General features: G+C 40.2%; 19 protein-coding genes. 2 read left to right on the top strand and 17 right to left on the bottom strand.

Features of this window, described 5'->3' with window-relative positions; translation table 11 throughout:
- Positions 1–49 precede the first annotated feature (49 nt).
- Positions 50–580: a hypothetical protein gene (locus FE005_RS11500; RefSeq protein ID WP_138371808.1), complete on the top strand. Its 531-nt coding sequence runs from the start codon at positions 50–52 to the stop codon at positions 578–580.
- A 167-nt stretch (positions 581–747) separates the two neighbouring features.
- On the opposite strand, the gene FE005_RS17025 is transcribed toward FE005_RS11500, so the two are convergent.
- From FE005_RS17025 to FE005_RS17020, 15 genes are all read right to left on the bottom strand, one after another.
- A complete protein-coding gene (locus FE005_RS17025) occupies positions 748–1,251 on the bottom strand; it encodes a GNAT family N-acetyltransferase (RefSeq protein WP_228073945.1) in 504 nt (167 codons plus the stop codon).
- Positions 1,252–1,330: 79 nt separating this feature from the next.
- Positions 1,331–1,831 carry a GNAT family N-acetyltransferase gene (locus FE005_RS11490; RefSeq protein ID WP_138371807.1) on the bottom strand — a complete coding sequence of 167 codons (501 nt, stop codon included), beginning with the start codon at positions 1,829–1,831 and terminating at the stop codon, positions 1,331–1,333.
- 115 nt (positions 1,832–1,946) lie between these two features.
- Complete coding sequence (locus tag FE005_RS11485; RefSeq protein ID WP_138371806.1) at positions 1,947–2,369, bottom strand: SRPBCC family protein; 423 nt, start codon at positions 2,367–2,369, stop codon at positions 1,947–1,949.
- Positions 2,370–2,504: 135 nt separating this feature from the next.
- Positions 2,505–3,497 (bottom strand): serine hydrolase, encoded by a 993-nt coding sequence (locus tag FE005_RS11480; RefSeq protein ID WP_005472538.1) that lies wholly within the window; start codon positions 3,495–3,497, stop codon positions 2,505–2,507.
- A 242-nt stretch (positions 3,498–3,739) separates the two neighbouring features.
- The gene (locus tag FE005_RS11475; protein ID WP_113849781.1) at positions 3,740–4,279 is read right to left on the bottom strand and encodes a DUF1697 domain-containing protein; all 540 of its coding nucleotides are present in this window, start codon (positions 4,277–4,279) and stop codon (positions 3,740–3,742) included.
- A gap of 259 nt (positions 4,280–4,538) precedes the next feature.
- Positions 4,539–4,910 carry a GNAT family N-acetyltransferase gene (locus FE005_RS11470; protein ID WP_230321049.1) on the bottom strand — a complete coding sequence of 124 codons (372 nt, stop codon included), beginning with the start codon at positions 4,908–4,910 and terminating at the stop codon, positions 4,539–4,541.
- A 36-nt stretch (positions 4,911–4,946) separates the two neighbouring features.
- On the bottom strand, positions 4,947–5,771 hold the full coding sequence (locus FE005_RS11465) for a prenyltransferase (protein ID WP_113849783.1): 825 nt from the start codon (positions 5,769–5,771) through the stop codon (positions 4,947–4,949).
- Between the two features lie 408 nt (positions 5,772–6,179).
- The gene (locus FE005_RS11460; protein WP_138371805.1) at positions 6,180–6,719 is read right to left on the bottom strand and encodes a flavodoxin domain-containing protein; all 540 of its coding nucleotides are present in this window, start codon (positions 6,717–6,719) and stop codon (positions 6,180–6,182) included.
- The gene (locus FE005_RS11455; RefSeq protein WP_034704739.1) at positions 6,706–7,173 is read right to left on the bottom strand and encodes a MarR family winged helix-turn-helix transcriptional regulator; all 468 of its coding nucleotides are present in this window, start codon (positions 7,171–7,173) and stop codon (positions 6,706–6,708) included. Before FE005_RS11455 ends, FE005_RS11460 begins: the two co-directional genes overlap by 14 nt.
- A gap of 195 nt (positions 7,174–7,368) precedes the next feature.
- Entirely contained in the window at positions 7,369–8,733 is a 1,365-nt protein-coding gene (rlmD, locus tag FE005_RS11450; RefSeq protein ID WP_138371804.1) for a 23S rRNA (uracil(1939)-C(5))-methyltransferase RlmD, read from the bottom strand.
- Between the two features lie 243 nt (positions 8,734–8,976).
- On the bottom strand, positions 8,977–10,806 hold the full coding sequence (gene typA / locus FE005_RS11445) for a translational GTPase TypA (RefSeq protein WP_003127228.1): 1,830 nt from the start codon (positions 10,804–10,806) through the stop codon (positions 8,977–8,979).
- A 128-nt stretch (positions 10,807–10,934) separates the two neighbouring features.
- Complete coding sequence (locus FE005_RS11435; protein WP_003127227.1) at positions 10,935–11,702, bottom strand: inositol monophosphatase family protein; 768 nt, start codon at positions 11,700–11,702, stop codon at positions 10,935–10,937.
- A gap of 9 nt (positions 11,703–11,711) precedes the next feature.
- Entirely contained in the window at positions 11,712–11,984 is a 273-nt protein-coding gene (locus FE005_RS11430; protein WP_060814865.1) for a UPF0223 family protein, read from the bottom strand.
- Positions 11,985–12,224: 240 nt separating this feature from the next.
- Positions 12,225–12,707 (bottom strand): MGMT family protein, encoded by a 483-nt coding sequence (locus FE005_RS11425; protein WP_060814866.1) that lies wholly within the window; start codon positions 12,705–12,707, stop codon positions 12,225–12,227.
- 64 nt (positions 12,708–12,771) lie between these two features.
- Positions 12,772–13,020 (bottom strand): hypothetical protein, encoded by a 249-nt coding sequence (locus tag FE005_RS17020; RefSeq protein WP_228073944.1) that lies wholly within the window; start codon positions 13,018–13,020, stop codon positions 12,772–12,774.
- A 934-nt stretch (positions 13,021–13,954) separates the two neighbouring features.
- On the opposite strand from FE005_RS17020, the gene FE005_RS11415 reads away from it, so the two are divergent.
- Positions 13,955–14,479, top strand: coding sequence for a type 1 glutamine amidotransferase domain-containing protein (locus FE005_RS11415; RefSeq protein WP_138371803.1), 525 nt, complete (start codon positions 13,955–13,957; stop codon positions 14,477–14,479).
- 111 nt (positions 14,480–14,590) lie between these two features.
- Here the strand turns inward: FE005_RS11415 and FE005_RS11410 are convergent, their stop codons facing one another.
- Positions 14,591–15,784 (bottom strand): MFS transporter, encoded by a 1,194-nt coding sequence (locus FE005_RS11410; protein ID WP_138372216.1) that lies wholly within the window; start codon positions 15,782–15,784, stop codon positions 14,591–14,593.
- A gap of 165 nt (positions 15,785–15,949) precedes the next feature.
- Positions 15,950–17,356 (bottom strand): dihydrolipoyl dehydrogenase, encoded by a 1,407-nt coding sequence (gene lpdA, locus FE005_RS11405; RefSeq protein WP_003127217.1) that lies wholly within the window; start codon positions 17,354–17,356, stop codon positions 15,950–15,952.
- Positions 17,357–17,360: the final 4 nt, after the last annotated feature.

The following is a 17,360-nucleotide window of genomic DNA, read 5'->3' as shown; positions in this document are numbered from 1 at the left end:
TTTTCATGTATAATGAGAATGATTATCAATTAGAAAGACGGCGATTTCGATGTTCCAGCCTCATAGCCATATATTTTCCGTTCAAAAAATTTCTTTATTAGCACTCCTTACTGCGTCTTGTATCGTTGGACGCTTATTTTTTGTCTGGATCCCCAACGTTCAGCCCATGAGTGCTATTTTATTTTTATTAGCCCTGGCAGGCAGTTTGTCTGATGCTTTGATCGTTGCTTTATTGAGTTTGCTTGGTACAAATATCTACTTAGGGATGGGGCCTTGGACGATCAGCCAATTTGTAGCACTGGCTGCTATGATTACTTTTTTTCATCTGGGAGGAAAAATATCTCTCATAAAGCAAAGCCGCTTAACCCAAGCACTTCTAGCGTTCATTTGTGGTATTCTATACGGTTTGATCGTTTCTATGATGGAAGTTTGGCTTTATCAGTTTCCTTCTTTTACAGCCTATTATCTTCAAGGCTTCGTATTTGATTTGTTTCATGCTAGCGGAAACTTCCTGTTTTATTTGATCTTATTCCCCGTATTTGAGCGAATGATGCCCGCATTAAATAAATGGAGAAAATAGAAAAGCATAATCTTTGCTCGAACCATCACCAAATTAGGAGCACTTACCAACTCTTTTGTCAAAGAAACGTGAAGCGGATTCGTCAAAAAAAAAATCTTTTTACCAAGTTAGCCTAGGCTTCTTAACAAGGTAAAAAGATTTTTATTGTTTGAAGAGAACTTTCTGATTCACTGTTCCTGTTTTATCCTATTTTTCTGTTGTGGGTAGTCAAGGCGATGCAACTGATAGAGTGCGTCTTCTTCCGTTTTGACTAACGAAAAATTCAGTTTTTCTAAAAGTTTTATCGAAGCTAGATTTCCAGGCGCTACCTCTGCTTTTACTGATTGAACACCTTGATCAAACAGCCACTGTATCGTCGCTTGAATCACTTCTGAGCCGTATCCTTTTTGAGACTCATGAGGATGGATCGTGTAACCGATCCAGAAAAAATCTGCTTCATTTTTTAAATAGATATCACCGATCAGCCGTTCATCTAAAGTGTGCACAACTGCTAAATTTTTGCCTTCAGAAAAACTTTTTGTATGCAGCAGTTCTTTGATATACGCAGCTTTTTCCATGTTTTTGAAACCTTGGTACTTCATCCACTCTAAATCATTTCTATAGGTCATAACTGTTGGGATATCTTCGATCCTAAAATCACGGATAAAACAACGTGGTGTGCAAAAATACATGATACCCCTCCTCATTGCATCTTGACCCTTATCTCAAGTAGAGAGTCAACTGACGTTTTGCTTATTGAAAATAGACTCGCTAGTTCCTTGATCTTGGGTGAACAAAAATTTTTTCGTAAGAAAGAACCTTGACTTTCTTTTGATTCATTTGAGCAATGGTTTCTTTAGTGGGCCGAAAACCTAACGATCGCCAAAGTTTACCCGCTGGTTGATTATTCAATAAAACGGCCAAGGCTAGTTTCGTCATCCCTTCAGAAAGAAGAATTTCTTCTAATTTATGAACGATTGCTTTCCCGTGTCCTTGCCTCTTTTCATTGATCAGCAATAATCCAATATAAGCGGTTTGCTCTTCTGGATAGTCAACTAAGTAGTCAAGGATCGCCACCGGCTTTGTATCCTTTCTAACTAAAAAAAAGCGTTTATTTTCTTTCTTTACTGATTCAGGCTTATCTACCATATCTTGTTTTAATAACTGCAAGGAAGCCACATCATCCGTTAAAGAAAAATACGGCTGATTATTTAAATAGATGGAAACAGCTTCCTGTTCATTTGCGTCAGTCACTCTCTCAAAAGTAAACATTGGTCAACTCCTTTAAAACTTTTTCTTTTGTGATTGTCTCAAGTCATTTTCTTGTCTGTTCTATGCTTGATGTGCTGCAGTCTGCTGCGGTTGGCAGCCAGCAACGAAATACATTTCAATGGGATTTTTCCGTAACTTCTTTCTCTCTTTTTAGGATTGCTGTCAAATCTGCGAGATATTTCTCCTGTTGCTTCTTCAAATATCTTTTAGAAAATGGTTTCAAATAAAACTTCTTCAGCGTTACCTCTTCCGTAAAGATCATATCTGTCTGAGCACCTGATTTGGTGAATTTTCCTTGCCAACGCCCTCGCATATTTGTGTTTTCCATCGTAAATGAATACAACGTGAAAGGCTCTTTGTCGATAATCGTAAATGTTGTGGGATACCCGCTTTTTGTGTATTCGATAAACTGCCTTTCATTGATCACCTCAATTTTACTTAAATCACTTCGCCAGGAATAGTCCTGAAGATTGGTGACAATTTGCCAGATCTTTTGGATATCCTGATCAATACTGGCACGAATCGTTGCCTTGACCATAGAGTTCCTCCGTTATCGTTAATTTGTGTTGGTATCTGTCCAAGAAATGCTCATTCGTTCAACGTTCTTTTAAGAAGATTCTCATGGAACGCAGTCGCCGCTCCTTTCCATTCGTCCCTTCAATAAGTGAAGGGCTCAGACTATTTCTGTCAGGACAAATGGCTTCACATACGTTTCTACAAAGTCGACCCGATCAAGGACCGTAGGTTTGAAATACGCGGTTACAGCAATAACCAGTTTGTTTTTCGAATCAACGTAAATGACATTGCCGCTATTGCCAATTGCTGAATAGACATTCTGCTTTGGGTCTAGTATCCACCATAAATACCCATAGTGCATCTGCTGAAATTGGATTAGAGCTGGCTGCGTTGGTGTACTCATTTCTGCGATCCATTCAGCAGAGACAATTTGTTTTCCTTTGTGTCGGCCTTGGTTCAAGCAGAGTTCGCCAATTTTCGCCATATCGCTGGCTGACAAGCACAAACCATAACCAGCTGTACCAACACCCAATGGATCACAAAACCAAACCGGCTCCTTTGGCTCTTTTCCGATGGTGAACTGCTTGTGTTCTGCTGCTGTTTCGGCATGGTAGTTGTGATGTCGACTAACGCCGATGGGTTCAAATAAATAGCTGTTTGCAAAATCAACCGTGGTCATTTTTGTTGCTTGGCATAATAAACCAGTCAAAATATGCAGACAAACTGTTCGATAATCAAATTGATTCGTCAACCCTTTTCTTCCACCCAAAAAGTCTAAAGAAGCTTTCGTCCAATCTTGGCTAGTACAGACTTTTGTCCAAGGATCTCCTTTTCCTTTATAAGGTGCCTGCATGGTGAGTAAGTGTTTGATGGTCACGTCATAGATCGTCTTTTCTCCTCGTTTCACGCTATAATCAGGAAAATAATCAAGGACTTTATCTTCAATACTATAAATTTTTCCCTGATCGATGGCGATTCCGATCAACAACGATACTACGCTTTTTGTCGCCGACATCACATGGCAAGTATCATTTCTCTGATAATGATTCCATTCATCTGAATAGACTTCTTCGTGGTTCTTGTAAGCAACAATTTGACAAATATTTGGCTGGGTACTCGTAATCAACTCATGCAATTCTGCTTTTTTCATCATCATTCTCCTTTCAAGAATAAGCATAAATCCATTAAAAATAGATTACAAGGCTCCTTCTTCGGAGAATTAAAATTTTCAGAATAGTTTTGCATTCAATTGATTTCTTCCATGCTTTGAAAAAAGCGACACTCAAAGTCAATTTATGACCAATAAAACCCAGTAATTAGAGAACACTACCTAAACCTTTCACAATGAGTTTAAGAGCGGAATCAGCCAATAATTGACAGGACTTTCTTTGATCACATGTCAACAATTTTTCTTACAGTATTGGCTGTTCGGATGGTCAGTTGATCCTTTACCTTTGGCTTTGCGGTCTTTGCCCACCAATTTGTTTTTTGATGTTCTTTGCGAATAAAGGACCAAAAGACAATATCTTTATAAGGATACACTCTTTCAAAGTCCGCTTTTGGTTCACCAATCTCAGTCAGTAAAACTTCAAAAGACAATGGCTTCATCATAAATATGACGTTGTCATAAATTTCTTTGTTCTCATCTCCCCACCATTCAGGAGCATTTGCTAATAATTCTTTTAGTTCGGCTTGTAAAACCACATGAATGGGAATGTCTAACTCAAAGCCGAGCTTGATCCTTGTTCTCATTTTATTGGCTAAAATCTGTGGGTCCTCTCTGTTACTGGAAAAGATAACATTGCCACTGTTTAGATAAGTGACAACATCTGTAAATTCGTCTTTCTTTAATTCTTCTTTTAATTCAGACATACTCAACTTATTTTTCCCGCCGACATTGATTCCCCTTAATAAAGCAACATATCGATCCATTCTTCTGACTCCTTTACCAGGTTCACTTTCGTTTCTGCACCAAGAACACTTTTAAAGAAAAGTTCTTTTCGTCTCTAGTCCACTTCAACACACCTATTTACTTCTAGATAAAAAGCATAGTTTTCGTAACTGCCTTGCTTTTCAACATTCATTCTGAAAGATCTTTGAAATAAAGCCCAGTTCCTTCATCCAATTCAAAGCCGTTTTTTTCCAACACAGCGATTGAAACTTGATTTTCTGGCACTGGATCTGCAATGATTCAACGAGCCTGTTCATGGCTCATGATATGGATGACGAGTGCTTTGATCAGCATATTTCCAAATCCTTTTTTGAGATACGTCTCTTCCCCAATGAAATAATCAATGCCAAATGTTCCAGCCGGCTCATGTTCCCATGGGTACCCTTTAACGGTCTTTTCACACACGTAATATTGGCAGAATCCGATGGGCTTATCATCAAGAAGGACGATAAAATGATGGATATAATCAAATTCTCCTGTTTCATTTCTGATTTCCGTCAACCAATCTTCTGCCGAACCAAGCCATTTCTTGATATACTCTTTTCTTAACCAGCGATCGACTAGTTCGATCTCATTGGTCAATGGACGAAGTGTCAAACAAGTTTCTGTCATTTTCTTGCCTCCTGTTCTGCTGAATTGTCAAAAATGCTATGCTAAGTTGGTTAATATTTCTTGATAACGTTTCGTTGCTAATTGACTGGCCTGTCCCTTTTTACAAAAATTCATCTTTCCTAACTTCGGCACAACACGTTCTACAATGACTTTGCCCTCTACTAATTTTGTTTCAAATTGGTGTAACGCTTCCAAAAAGCGCTCATCTCGTTTCGCATAAGGGTAAAAGGACAAAACATACAGATAATAAAAGAGATTATATCCCCTAAAAGGATATTCCGTCTGCATGAACAGCGTGCCAATGCCATAATGACAAGGACTGATTGGCTTTTTCAGTCTCCAATGCGTCAACAGAAACTCGATCGCAGGATGGATAACCGCTTGATTCTTTCCGAATGGACTATAGCGAAAGGCATCTAATACCGTTAAAGTCGTCATCGGTGTAGAATACTCCGTTTCAGGTCCTCGACCAAAGCTATACTTGTTGCATTTCCACCCCCCATCTTCTTGCTGTGTGGAAATAAAATAGTCGAAGGTCTTAAGAAGCCGTTGATCTTCCGCATAACCGAGAACACACAGATTCCTTAGGGCTAACGCCGTATGGCAAGGATACAGCCCACCAGATGGAGAAGTTTTGAAACGACCATCTTCTCTCCAAGTGCTGAAAATCAGCTCCGCTGTTTCTGTTAGGATCGCATCCTGGGGAGACACTCCCAGTTCAAGTAAGTACATTGGACTTTCTAACGTGGTAAACGGAGCCCCTTTCAATAATTTTCGGTCCTCAGTCGTCCAGTAATCGGCGCCATTGTCGTATCGATGTGCGATAATCTCTTCTATGTCTTCCAAATAAAGTTTATCCATAGCCTTCTCCTCTGCCTAAATTAGACTGCAAGCAAATATAAACTGGATTTCCTGTAAAAAAACTTAGTAGCACGTCTCTAGCAACTCTCCTTGTTTCTCTGGTCAATCCTGTTCGAAGAAAACCCGATAAGCATCCGTTTTGCAGGATTTTTGTTATTTTTTCAACCGAATGTCTTGAACGGTGAGTGAAAAACTATCGCATTGATTTTCCTCAAGTTTACTATTTCCCTGTTTGAAAGTAAAATGGAGAATGAATCAATCATCTACTTCAGAAGTTACCAATTTTGATTAAATTGGTTTGCCTTTGAAAACAAAAAGACGACTCTTTTGCAGAGACGTCTTTAACAATCCATTCAATCCACATGTAAGATGAATCATCCACCTCATTAAGTGTATGACTTTATCAGTTTAACTTTCCTTCTCAACTAACTTTCTTACATAAGCTACCAACGGTTCAATAGCGGTTCTATCACTAAAATCGACCGTCTGTCCATATGTTTCGATCAATGCTTTGTTTTCCGAAGTAAGTTCAGCATCAGGTACTTTTTTTAACGAGTTTATTATCACTTTTAACAGCAGTTTATTTGCCATGCTTAATTGTGTATAATCGATTCCGCCTCGAAAATGAAAAATACCTTCGGGAATGCTTTTTAATTTTTGAAGACTCTTATCTAAATCAGCATAATCCGTACCGACGGGATCGCTCAGACCAACTGTAAATACAACCAGATGATCGAAAAGGTTTCGTTTCAGTAAATCAACACCAGTGATTTTCCCAGCATAAATAGGACCGCCAAAAATGACAAATGAATATTTACGCAATTCTACGTCTTTGACTTTTTTCCTGTCGATAAGTGCTGCGTTCAACTCTTCTGCAATCCATCTGGCATATTTTTCTGTCATCCCATGTTTAGAAAAGTATACAACCGCTAGGTTATCCTTCATCATGATCCATCTCCTTGATTATGCGTTCCAGATTCTCTATCATCTTTAGTGTGACTTGAGAAGCAATTGCCAATTCATTGTCTGTTATTCCTGTAAAAACTTTATCTCGAAAATCTTGACTTTCTTTTTCACTTTGTTTTGCCAATTGTTGTCCTTTTTTTGTTATAAAAACTTCTTTGACTCGCTTATCTTGGGCACTTTGACTAACTGATACAAGTCCTTCTTTTTCCATTGTGTCGAGCATCTTGGCAATATTTTGTCTTGATGTATTCATCGTACTCGCTAATTCATTGACACTAGGTACACTCACTTTAGAAAGTTCTCTAAGATTCATTAGTAAAAACCATTGTTTCGTGGTTAATCCAGTGACAGATTTGTCTCCTGCAAATTGGAGTTTGTTCGCTAGAATAAATGTTCCACCAAATAATAGATGTCTAGGATTTTCTGGGGCCTTCATCAGCATTTCCCTTTCACAATAGGTAATAGGTTACCTATATTATACGCAACCTATTGCTTATTATCAAGGTTAAGTTGTTGCTTTTAGTTTATTACATTAAAATGCGCCTTCTTCTCGTAATCGCTAGCTTTTGTTCATCTACTTAAAAAGAACGGCTCAGGATATTTCCTGAGTCGTTCTGATATTTGTTTAATCTTACTTGGTCAACAAGACCACACATTCCACATGAGTGGTTTGTGGGAATAGATCAACTGGCTGGACTTGTTTTGTCACATAGCCTTCTTCTGCAAATAGCGCTAGGTCACGTGCTAGTGTGGCTGGGTTGCAAGAAATATAGACAATGCGCTCTGGCTTAACCGCAGCCGTTGTCTCGATAAAGCTAGCTTCTAGACCTTTTCTTGGCGGATCGACAAAGACAACAGTTGGCTGAATGCCTTCACGTAACCATTGAGGCATGATCTTCTCCGCTTTGCCTACAAAGTAATGAACATTTTCTAAGCCATTTCTCGCAGCATTTGCTTTGGCATCTTCGACCGCTTCAGCAACAACTTCCATTCCGAGAACTTCTTGGACACGATCAGCTAAACTGATTCCGATGGTTCCGATTCCGGCATATGCATCCACGACAATGTCATCCGGCTGTAGATCTGCTAATTCAAACGCTTTTTGATACAGCACTTCTGTTTGGGCCGTATTGACTTGGTAGAAAGATTTGGCAGAGATTTGGAACGTCTTATCGAACAATTGGTCATCAATCGAAGCTTTTCCATAAAGGACTTTCTCTGCATCACCCATGATGACATTGGTTTTTTCTTCATTGATATTTTGAATCACCGATACTACTTCAGGAAGCTCTTCATGAATGACTTCAGCAATCTCTTCTCCTTTGAAAAACTTCGCTTTTCGTGTGACTAAAACGACCATCATTTCTCCCGAGTGGTGTCCGCGACGGATCACAACGTGCCGTAAAAAGCCTTCGTGAGCTTCTTCGTTGTAGGCTTTGACGTTAAAACGCTGCAAAATGTTCCGCACGGTTACGATTGCTTGATCGATCGCCGGATCTTGGATATAGAAATCTTCGATTGGTACCAGGGTATGACTATTTTTGCGGTAAAAACCAGTAGTCAACTGCCCTTTGATTTTTTGAACGGGAATCTGCGCTTTGTTACGGTAGCCAAAAGGTTGTTCCATGCCGATCGTAGGCAATACCTCAACTTGCGGCATTTTCGCGACTTTTGCTAAAACATTCTCTACTTGTTGTTGTTTGAATACCAATTGCTTTTCGTACTTCAGATGACTCAAAGGTGCGATACCGGTTCGCAATAAATCTTCATTAGGCAGTTCTTGACGATCTGGACTCGTTTGTAACAGTTTCATCACTTTGGCAAAACCAAATTTATTGCCAACTTTCAACACTTTGACTAACGCACGTTCGCCGGGTAATGTGTTTTCAATAAAAAGTAAATAGCCATCGACTTTGGCGATGCCGTTTCCTTCATGGGAAAGGTCTAAAATATCGACCTCAAATTCCTGGTTCTTCTTAACAGGATAATTTTTCATAGGTTTCTCCTTTGTGCTTGCTTTTCTCATTTTAAAAAGGAATCGCTGAAATTGCAAGCGCTGTTTATTTCGATGATGGCTCTTCGCCAACATTTTGAACAAAAAACATCCGAAGGACAGAATCGGCTGATTGCTTTTAGGCTCTGCGGCGAAGAGCCGCTGCACCACAAGAGCAATTCCTTTTCCATCCTTCGGAAAATCATCTACACGAGAAGTCTTAGACTTCCATAGGTGTTTTATTTATCAGCTGTTTTTCTTTTTCTGTGATTTTTCCCGTTCGCTCTTGTTCAAGATTTGTTTTCTCAAACGAATGCTTTCTGGGGTTACTTCACAGTATTCATCATCGTTCAAGAATTCCAATGATTCTTCCAAAGAAAGAATGCGAGGTTTCTTGATCACAGATGTTTGGTCTTTGTTTGCTGAACGAACGTTAGTCATTTGTTTTGCTTTCGTGATATTAACGGTTAAGTCTTTGTCACGAGAGTTTTCACCAATGATCATTCCTTCGTATACTTCGGTACCTGGTTCAACAAAAACAGTTCCCCGTTCTTCAATACTCATGATCGAGTAAGTCGTTGCTTTACCTGTATCGATAGAAACAAGTGCCCCTTGATGACGACCACCGATTTGACCTTGGATCATTGGCAAATATTGATCGAAGGTGTGGTGCATGATGCCGTAACCGCGAGTCATAGATAAGAATTCTGTCGTATAACCGATCAATCCTCGAGCAGGTGCCAAGAAAATGATCCGCACTTGTCCATTTCCTGTATTGATCATGTCTTGCATTTCTGCTTTACGCATGCCCAATGATTCGATGACTGATCCCATGTATTCTTCCGGTGTATCGATTTGAACACGTTCAAATGGTTCACATTTCACGCCATCAATTTCACGTTCAATGACTTCTGGACGAGAAACTTGCAATTCAAAACCTTCACGACGCATATTTTCGATCAAGATCGACAAATGAAGTTCTCCACGGCCAGAAACGATCCATGAGTCAGGTCCAATTGGATCAACACGCAATGACACGTCTGTTTGCAATTGAGCCATCAAGCGCTCTTCGATTTTACGTGCTGTAACGAATTTTCCTTCACGACCAGCAAAAGGAGAATTGTTCACGATGAATGTCATTTGCAATGTTGGTTCATCAATATGCAGCACAGGTAATGAATCTTGGTGATCAATTGGTGTCACTGTTTCACCAACGAAGATATCTTCCATTCCGGAAACCGCGATCAAATCACCGGCTTTGGCTTCTTGGATCTCTAAACGTTTCAAACCAAAGAAACCGAAAAGTTTCGTTACACGGAATTTTTTGACTTCTCCATTTAATTTCATCAATGCAACTTGGTCGCCGACTTTGATTGATCCGCGGAAGACACGGCCAATTCCGATACGTCCAACATAATCATTATAATCAAGCAATGATACTTGGAATTGCAAAGGTTCGTCACTGTTGTCGATTGGTGCTGGAATGTGTTCAATGATCGTATCGAACAATGGCGCCATCGTTTTTTGCTGATCAGCTGGATCGTCTGATGCACTAGATGTACCGTTGATTGCAGAAGCGTAAATGACTGGGAAATCTAATTGGTCGTCATCTGCCCCTAATTCAATAAATAATTCCAACACTTCATCGACAACGTGTTCTGGACGAGCAGATGGTTTATCAATTTTGTTTACAACAACGATTGGCACTAAATGTTGTTCCAACGCTTTTTTCAAAACAAAACGTGTTTGCGGCATCGTTCCTTCATACGCATCAACAACTAAGACAACACCGTCGACCATTTTCATGATTCGTTCCACTTCTCCACCGAAGTCCGCGTGTCCTGGGGTATCCATGATGTTGATTTTTGTGCCATTGTATTCAACGGCCGTATTTTTTGCTAAGATCGTGATACCACGTTCTTTCTCGATCGCATTTGAATCCATCGCCCGTTCTTGTAATTGGGTATGGCTATCTAACGTTTGGGATTGTTTCAATAATTCATCAACTAATGTAGTTTTTCCGTGGTCAACGTGGGCAATAATAGCGACGTTGCGGATATCATTTCTAATATTCAATTTATAAACTCCTTTTTTGGTGACATTGCACTCGACAAGCCATTATACCAGAATTTCTTTCTGAAATATAGTGCAAAGTTTTCATTTTTACAGAAAAAAACAGATACCCGTAGATATCTGCTCGTCATTTATTGATTTGCGATCGTCAATAATTCTTGAAATGCTGTTGGTGTGCCACCAATAAACAATTCCCGACCATCTAGAGCAAGTTCCTCTCCGGTGATATTCGCCATCTTCAAACCTAATGTTTCCATTAAGATACCGCCAGGGGCATAGTCCCATGGCGCTAGGTTGGAAATATAGCCTGCGCGCTGACCTAAGACCAGCGCAATCAATTCGATGCCCGCACAACCGGTCATCCGTACACCTAGTGCCCGTTCACTCATTTCGACTTCATGATGACGATTATGCATCAACATGGGCGCATTTAATCCGATCAATCCTTCCTCTAAAGCGATATCTTTCGGCGGATCGATTTTTTTTCCGTTGCAAAAGACCCCAATTTCCGGACCACCCCAAAGAAATTCATTTTTCATGACATTATAAACAAAGCCAAAACGTCCTTGGCCTTCTTCATATACAGCAATCATGATACAGAAATTCTCTTTTTCCAACACGAAATTCATGGTTCCGTCAATAGGATCAATGATAAATACTCGTCCACTAAAATCTGAAAGTCGATCTAAACCATTTTCTTCCCCTAGAATTTTTGCTTCTGGGTCAAAGGCTTGAATCTTCTCAATTAGAAAATCCTGCGTCGCCTTATCCAGTTCAGTCACCAAATCTTTCCGACCTGATTTTGTTTCAACGATCAGAGACTCTTTATTTAGGTTTTCTTTGATTTTTTCCCCTGCTGCAATCATCCAGCTATGGATTTCACTAACGATTTCTTGCATGGTTGCTTTCTACTCCTTCATTTTCAGTTTACCGCTTGTCGTCTTGGCCGCTTGAACCGTTCGATACAATGAGTATCCGCTCAAGTCTTCGAAATCTCTGCCTAAACGGCGCTCTTCCCCAATACCTGGCACAACTTTCTTAAACTGCTGATAAGCTTCTAAAAACTCCGCTGCCGGGATCCCTTTCTCGTAGGCTTGTTCTAAGCGATCCCATAGATTCATTACAATAACCATTTCATCTGTTGACCAGTCCAGATCTAGAGGATATTGATAATCACGCATTTTAATCACCCCTATTCGTCCTATTCAGTGTACCATAAAAATACAAATTGGTCAGAGACTCTGTCGCAAAATAAAAGAGGACACCTCTCAATGAGAGATGCACCCCCTATTTAAAAAAATGAACGAATGTTTTGAAGAAGACCCCATGATGCCTAGGCCATATCGCCTTTTACAGACTTAATCGAGCTTAGTCCTAGCTCTAACTAAAATACGAGATACCTTAACTCATTCTACGTTGGTTCATTTAGATAGTTGTGCTAGAACTTCAGTAAAGTCTTTAACATAATAGCGTAGGTTTTTTCTTCCCTTAATAAGGATCGTATGTCCCTCGTTTTCCAAAGCGCTTTTTTGTTTCTCGATTCCGCCTGGATACTTAGGGTTTAACTCCCCATTCGCTTTTAATGTCCGCCAGAAAGGAATTTTATCTGTTTTTCTTTGTTCACTAGCCCATGCTGCGATGGAGACAAAAATACCCGCGGTGATTGGATCTGTGAAATCGGCACCATACCTTTCTGCCAGATACTCGCGAATCTTACTAATCGTCATCACTTGGCCTAATGGGATACGCCCCATGATTTGATTGTAATCCACTGGAGGAGCCAAAAGCATTCTCTTTCCCCCATATTTCTCAATACTCTTTTCATCTGTGATTTGCTTGATTTTCGGCATTCCTTTCGTTTCATGGAGCATCTTATTGAAATCTTTCTTTTTTTCATCGACCATACTAGTCCCTCCTTTACTTTCAAAGTACCGCCTTCTAAATCAAACTGCAATGAGAAGCTTCAAATTATTTTGAAAAAGCATGCAAAAATAAAAAATTCTTGATGATCTGAACGGATTTCCACCAATTCACGCTGATATAAAACTTTGTATATTCTGTGCCCCATTGCCATGGAATAGGTAAAGAACCATCTTCTAGCTGGTTCTCTGAGATTTTAGCGGCTTCTTGCTGACAAAGTTCTTTATCAAAAATGGTGAGCAGTTGTTCTTTCGAGAAAAAAAGTCCGATGGTTTGCTGGTGTAAGAAGTAAACCATTCTTCTGGGGCTTTCGAGACGGTTTGACGAATTTGTTGGCACAACACTTCTTGAAAATTTATGTTCTCCAAAAGAGGTTGATCATGTGTTTTTTTACAATAGTTTAGCATTTCCAAATAAACGACTAACGTATGCCTATCATCGTTGTCTCATTGAGAAAGCTATCAATGGCGGTTTGAAGGATTCCCTCCGCTTGTTGAGATAAACCAGTATCTTCCACACGGATGATCATACCAGCAAAACTCACGGTGGGATTATTAGCCGGCACACCTACAGGACTCTCCTATCAGATGGCATGGGAGTAAAAAGCAGTCGAAGGTACTTGGTTCCGCCATTTCCCTTCAGAAAAATTTTTCCCACTGGACAAGTACCTCAAGATCCCCTGTATTATAGGATTTTTAGCATCAAGGCAATTGATCTCTCGTAAAATACTGCAGGCAGCTCACGTCGCAATCGGGGTGCTGTTGGGTTTCCAATTGTCTGGCTCTAAGCCGTGACCAAAGCCGCCATCCTCGTTTTGATAGACCTCTAACATCTGTATAACATTCTCTCGGTTACCGTCTTCAAAATGAATCTGCCAGCGTGCAAGTTCCAATGGACGTGCATTTTGATAAATAGATTGTCTAGCTTTTTCAAAAGGTTCCCTATTTTCACGCTCCTATTCAATCTTGTTCAGATCTGTTCAGACTTGCTAAGACTTGCTAAGACTTATTGGTTACTTTGATTATGACCTAATTTATTATTCGTTACAACGCTTACACTGCTAGAACTATCCCTTCATTGATCTTCTATTTTCTTTAACGACTGCTTTTTTTTACTCTTGCGGCTACACTTTACAGATAAATGCTAGTCGTCTTTCTTGAAAAGCATTCTTTTGGTGTTTCCTTTTCCTTGATGTTACAGTAAGAATAGCAAGAATAAAGGAGGATTTCATTTGCGCTTAGAAAATAAAAAAATCATCGCGTTAGTCGATAATGATTTCGAGGATTTAGAGCTTTGGTACCCTGTTCACCGTTTGCGAGAAGAAGGCGCTCAAGTGGATTTAGTTGGCGAAGAAGCCCATAAAAGCTATAAAGGAAAATACGGAGTTCCTGCAGAATCTGCGTTTGCTTTTGACGACATCCATGTGGCTGATTATGATGCCATCTTAGTCCCAGGCGGTTGGGCACCGGATAAACTGCGCCGATTCCCACAAGTCATTTCTTTTGTTCAAGCAATGGACAAAGAAGAAAAAGTCATTGGTCAAATATGTCATGCCGGCTGGGTCTTGATTTCCGCGAATATATTGCAAGGAAGAAAAGTGACTAGCACCCCTGGCATAAAAGACGACATGACAAACGCCGGAGCTACTTGGATGGATACACCAGTTATCACCGACGGTCACATCGTTTCTAGCCGTAGACCACCTGACCTGCCCGATTATATGCGGGAATTCATCGCTGTTTTAGAAAAGAAATAACCCGGCTAGGCTGATTCACTTTAACGAAAAAGAGTGGCGATGATTGTTCGCCACTCTTTTTCGTTATCATTTTTGAACATTGCTCTAGCTATTTTTGTCATTCCTTGTCTGCTATTCGGAAAGATCGGAAACAACAGAGGCCTTTGGCAGCTTACGGATCCCCCATAGCGTCAATAACGCTCCAATCAAAGCAAAGCACGTGCCGCACAATAACATCTGCCAGACACCGAAGTTCTGTAAAAGGCTGCCGCCTAAGATATTCCCCAGCACACCGCCTAATGTCGTCGCAATAATGATCAGCGTTTGTCCAAATACCCGATCTTCATCTGCCAATACGTGATTGAAGAGATAAGCAGACGCTGGGATAAATAAAGCAAAACTAAAGCCCTGCAATAGGTGTGTCATTTCCATCATAACAATCGTGCTGGTAAGCAACATCATTACTCCTCTGACTGCAAATGCGATACTAGAAAACAAAAGCCAAAACTTGCTGGACTTTCTTTTGACCAAACGTTCGAAGAATATCATTCCTGGCAACTCGCATAATGCAGCAATCATTAATGAAATTCCTACTTCTTTGCTGCCGCCTCCGATCGAAGCAAAAATCTGTGCCAAGAAGCTATTGATCATTGTGTGAAAGCTGAACAGAAAGCTGAATCCTATGAATAACAAAAGTAAAAATGGATATTTTTTTCCTAACCCATCCGAATGCTTCTCTTCTATCTTCAACGGCAGAACCCTTGTCTTCACTGTGGGCAGCAAAAGTAAGAGGACAAAAAACAGTCCTGCTTCTACTAATGCCATTATTGGGAGAAGCGCAGCCGAATAGCTCGCCAACAACTGCCCTAATAAGAAAGAGGTTGCGGCATATCCTAGTGAACCACCTGCTCTCGAAAAACCAAAATTAATCCCATAGCCGGTGTTCACATACTCAAATGCAAGAGCATTGATAAATGACTGCATGGAAACTAGCACGATTGCACCAATGATAAAACTGATAATCGTCAGTGCTGGCAGTAATAACCCTACTAGAAGAGCGATAATCAGGCTCAGTGTCATCCCTTTTAGGACAGCAATCAAGGGAATCCTTTTTCTTTTAATGATCACTTGACTGATGAAAGGCTGAAGCGCGGCTGAAAAAATATTGATAAGTGCTAAGATCCCACCGATTTTTGCTGGATCGATCTTAAAATAAATCAGAAATAATGTGGCAAATCCATAAATTGAACAAAACATCATCCAATAAAGAAATTGCAGACTTGTATAATAGAGACGAATCGTTTTCCCACCCAATTGTTTACGCATACAATCCCCGCCTTCATCCGTTTTAGATAGCAACTTAATATAGCATAATTCAGACAGATTTGCTACAGCAATCAAGTAGGCAACCGTCAGTATTTTATGCCTTTCACTGATACTTGATCCCATAAAAAAACTCGCTCATCGAAAGGATGAACGAGTCTTCTATCATTAAATATGGATTGGTAAGCCTAATGCCAACTCAGCAGCATCCATGGTGATCTCACCTAAAGATGGATGTGGGTGGATCGTTAACGCGATATCTTCTGCGTTCATACCTGATTCGATTGCAAGAGCCAATTCTGAAACCATGTCACTTGCACCTAAACCAGCGATTTGCGCACCGATGATCACATTGTCTTCTACTGTTGTTACTAAGCGGATAAATCCTTCGGTTTTACCAAGAGACAATGCACGACCATTTCCAGAGAATGGGAATTTGTAAGCTTTCGCTTCAATTCCAGCATCTTTTGCATCTTTGATCGTCATACCGACAGAAGCTAATTCTGGATCAGTAAAGGCAACCGCTGGCATTGCTTTATAATCAACAGCAACTTTTTTACCAGAAATGGCTTCAGCAGCAATTTTTGCTTCATAACTTGCTTTATGAGCAAGTGCTGCACCAGGTACGATATCTCCGATTGCAAAGATGTTTGATACGTTCGTACGGCCTTGTTTGTCAACTGTGATCAATCCACGTTCGCCAACTTCAACACCGGCTTGCTCTAAGCCCATGTCATCTGTATTCGGACGTCGACCAACTGTAACCATCACATAGTCAGCTGTCACTGATTCTTCTTTGCCATCAACAGCGTATTTAACCGTTACACTATCGCCATTATCAACAGCTTCTTTAGCCATTGCATTAGTAACGATCGTTACGCCTTTTTTAGCGAAGTCTTCTTCAACTAATTTAACCATATCTTTTTCATAAGTTGGCAAAATTTGAGGAGAACCTTCAAGAATCGTTACTTCTGCTCCAAGGTTTGCATAAGCAGCACCAAGTTCAGAACCGATGACACCGCCACCGATAACAACGAATTTTTTAGGCACTTCTTTCAATGCCAATCCGCCAGTAGAATCAAGCACACGTCCACCGAATTTGAAACCAGGGATTTCAATTGGGCGAGAACCTGTCGCGATGATTGCATTGTTGAAAGAATAAGTTTGAGCTGAATCAGGATGAATCACACGTAATGTGTGATCATCAACAAAGAAAGCTTCCCCTTCAATTGTTTCAACTTTGTGTTTTTTCAATAGGAAGCCAACACCTGAAGTCAATGTTTTCACAACTTTGTTGTCTTTCCATTCTTGTGTTTTAGCAAAATCAAGAGATACGTTTTCGCTTGTTACACCAAACATTGTCGAATCTAGTGATTCTTGGTAATGATGTCCTGCTGCAATCAATGCTTTTGAAGGGATACAACCAACGTTCAAACAAACACCGCCAATGTATTCTCTTTCAATGATCGCAACTTTTTGTCCCATTTCCGCTGCGCGGATGGCAGCTACATAGCCGCCAGGTCCCGCACCGATTACAACTGTATCTAATTCAACAGCAAAATCTCCAACTACCATTTGT

Source organism: Enterococcus sp. M190262 (assembly GCF_005843965.1).
Taxonomy (GTDB): Bacteria; Bacillota; Bacilli; order Lactobacillales; family Enterococcaceae; genus Enterococcus_D; species Enterococcus_D gallinarum.
The sequence above is the reverse complement of the archived record's forward strand: the minus strand, read 5'-3'. Positions and strand labels throughout refer to the sequence as shown.

Excerpts from the sequence above, each read along its gene's own strand:
- FE005_RS11500 (WP_138371808.1), top strand. The coding sequence starts at position 50 with ATGTTCCAGCCTCATAGCCATATATTTTCCGTTCAAAAAATTTCTTTA.
- FE005_RS17025 (WP_228073945.1), bottom strand. The coding sequence starts at position 1,251 with ATGTATTTTTGCACACCACGTTGTTTTATCCGTGATTTTAGGATCGAA.
- FE005_RS11490 (WP_138371807.1), bottom strand. The coding sequence starts at position 1,831 with ATGTTTACTTTTGAGAGAGTGACTGACGCAAATGAACAGGAAGCTGTT.
- FE005_RS11485 (WP_138371806.1), bottom strand. The coding sequence starts at position 2,369 with ATGGTCAAGGCAACGATTCGTGCCAGTATTGATCAGGATATCCAAAAG.
- FE005_RS11480 (WP_005472538.1), bottom strand. The coding sequence starts at position 3,497 with ATGAAAAAAGCAGAATTGCATGAGTTGATTACGAGTACCCAGCCAAAT.
- FE005_RS11475 (WP_113849781.1), bottom strand. The coding sequence starts at position 4,279 with ATGGATCGATATGTTGCTTTATTAAGGGGAATCAATGTCGGCGGGAAA.
- FE005_RS11470 (WP_230321049.1), bottom strand. The coding sequence starts at position 4,910 with ATGACAGAAACTTGTTTGACACTTCGTCCATTGACCAATGAGATCGAA.
- FE005_RS11465 (WP_113849783.1), bottom strand. The coding sequence starts at position 5,771 with ATGGATAAACTTTATTTGGAAGACATAGAAGAGATTATCGCACATCGA.
- FE005_RS11460 (WP_138371805.1), bottom strand. The coding sequence starts at position 6,719 with ATGATGAAGGATAACCTAGCGGTTGTATACTTTTCTAAACATGGGATG.
- FE005_RS11455 (WP_034704739.1), bottom strand. The coding sequence starts at position 7,173 with ATGAAGGCCCCAGAAAATCCTAGACATCTATTATTTGGTGGAACATTT.
- rlmD (WP_138371804.1), bottom strand. The coding sequence starts at position 8,733 with ATGAAAAATTATCCTGTTAAGAAGAACCAGGAATTTGAGGTCGATATT.
- FE005_RS11435 (WP_003127227.1), bottom strand. The coding sequence starts at position 11,702 with ATGCAAGAAATCGTTAGTGAAATCCATAGCTGGATGATTGCAGCAGGG.
- FE005_RS11430 (WP_060814865.1), bottom strand. The coding sequence starts at position 11,984 with ATGCGTGATTATCAATATCCTCTAGATCTGGACTGGTCAACAGATGAA.
- FE005_RS11425 (WP_060814866.1), bottom strand. The coding sequence starts at position 12,707 with ATGGTCGATGAAAAAAAGAAAGATTTCAATAAGATGCTCCATGAAACG.
- FE005_RS17020 (WP_228073944.1), bottom strand. The coding sequence starts at position 13,020 with ATGGTTTACTTCTTACACCAGCAAACCATCGGACTTTTTTTCTCGAAA.
- FE005_RS11410 (WP_138372216.1), bottom strand. The coding sequence starts at position 15,784 with ATGCGTAAACAATTGGGTGGGAAAACGATTCGTCTCTATTATACAAGT.
- lpdA (WP_003127217.1), bottom strand. The coding sequence starts at position 17,356 with ATGGTAGTTGGAGATTTTGCTGTTGAATTAGATACAGTTGTAATCGGT.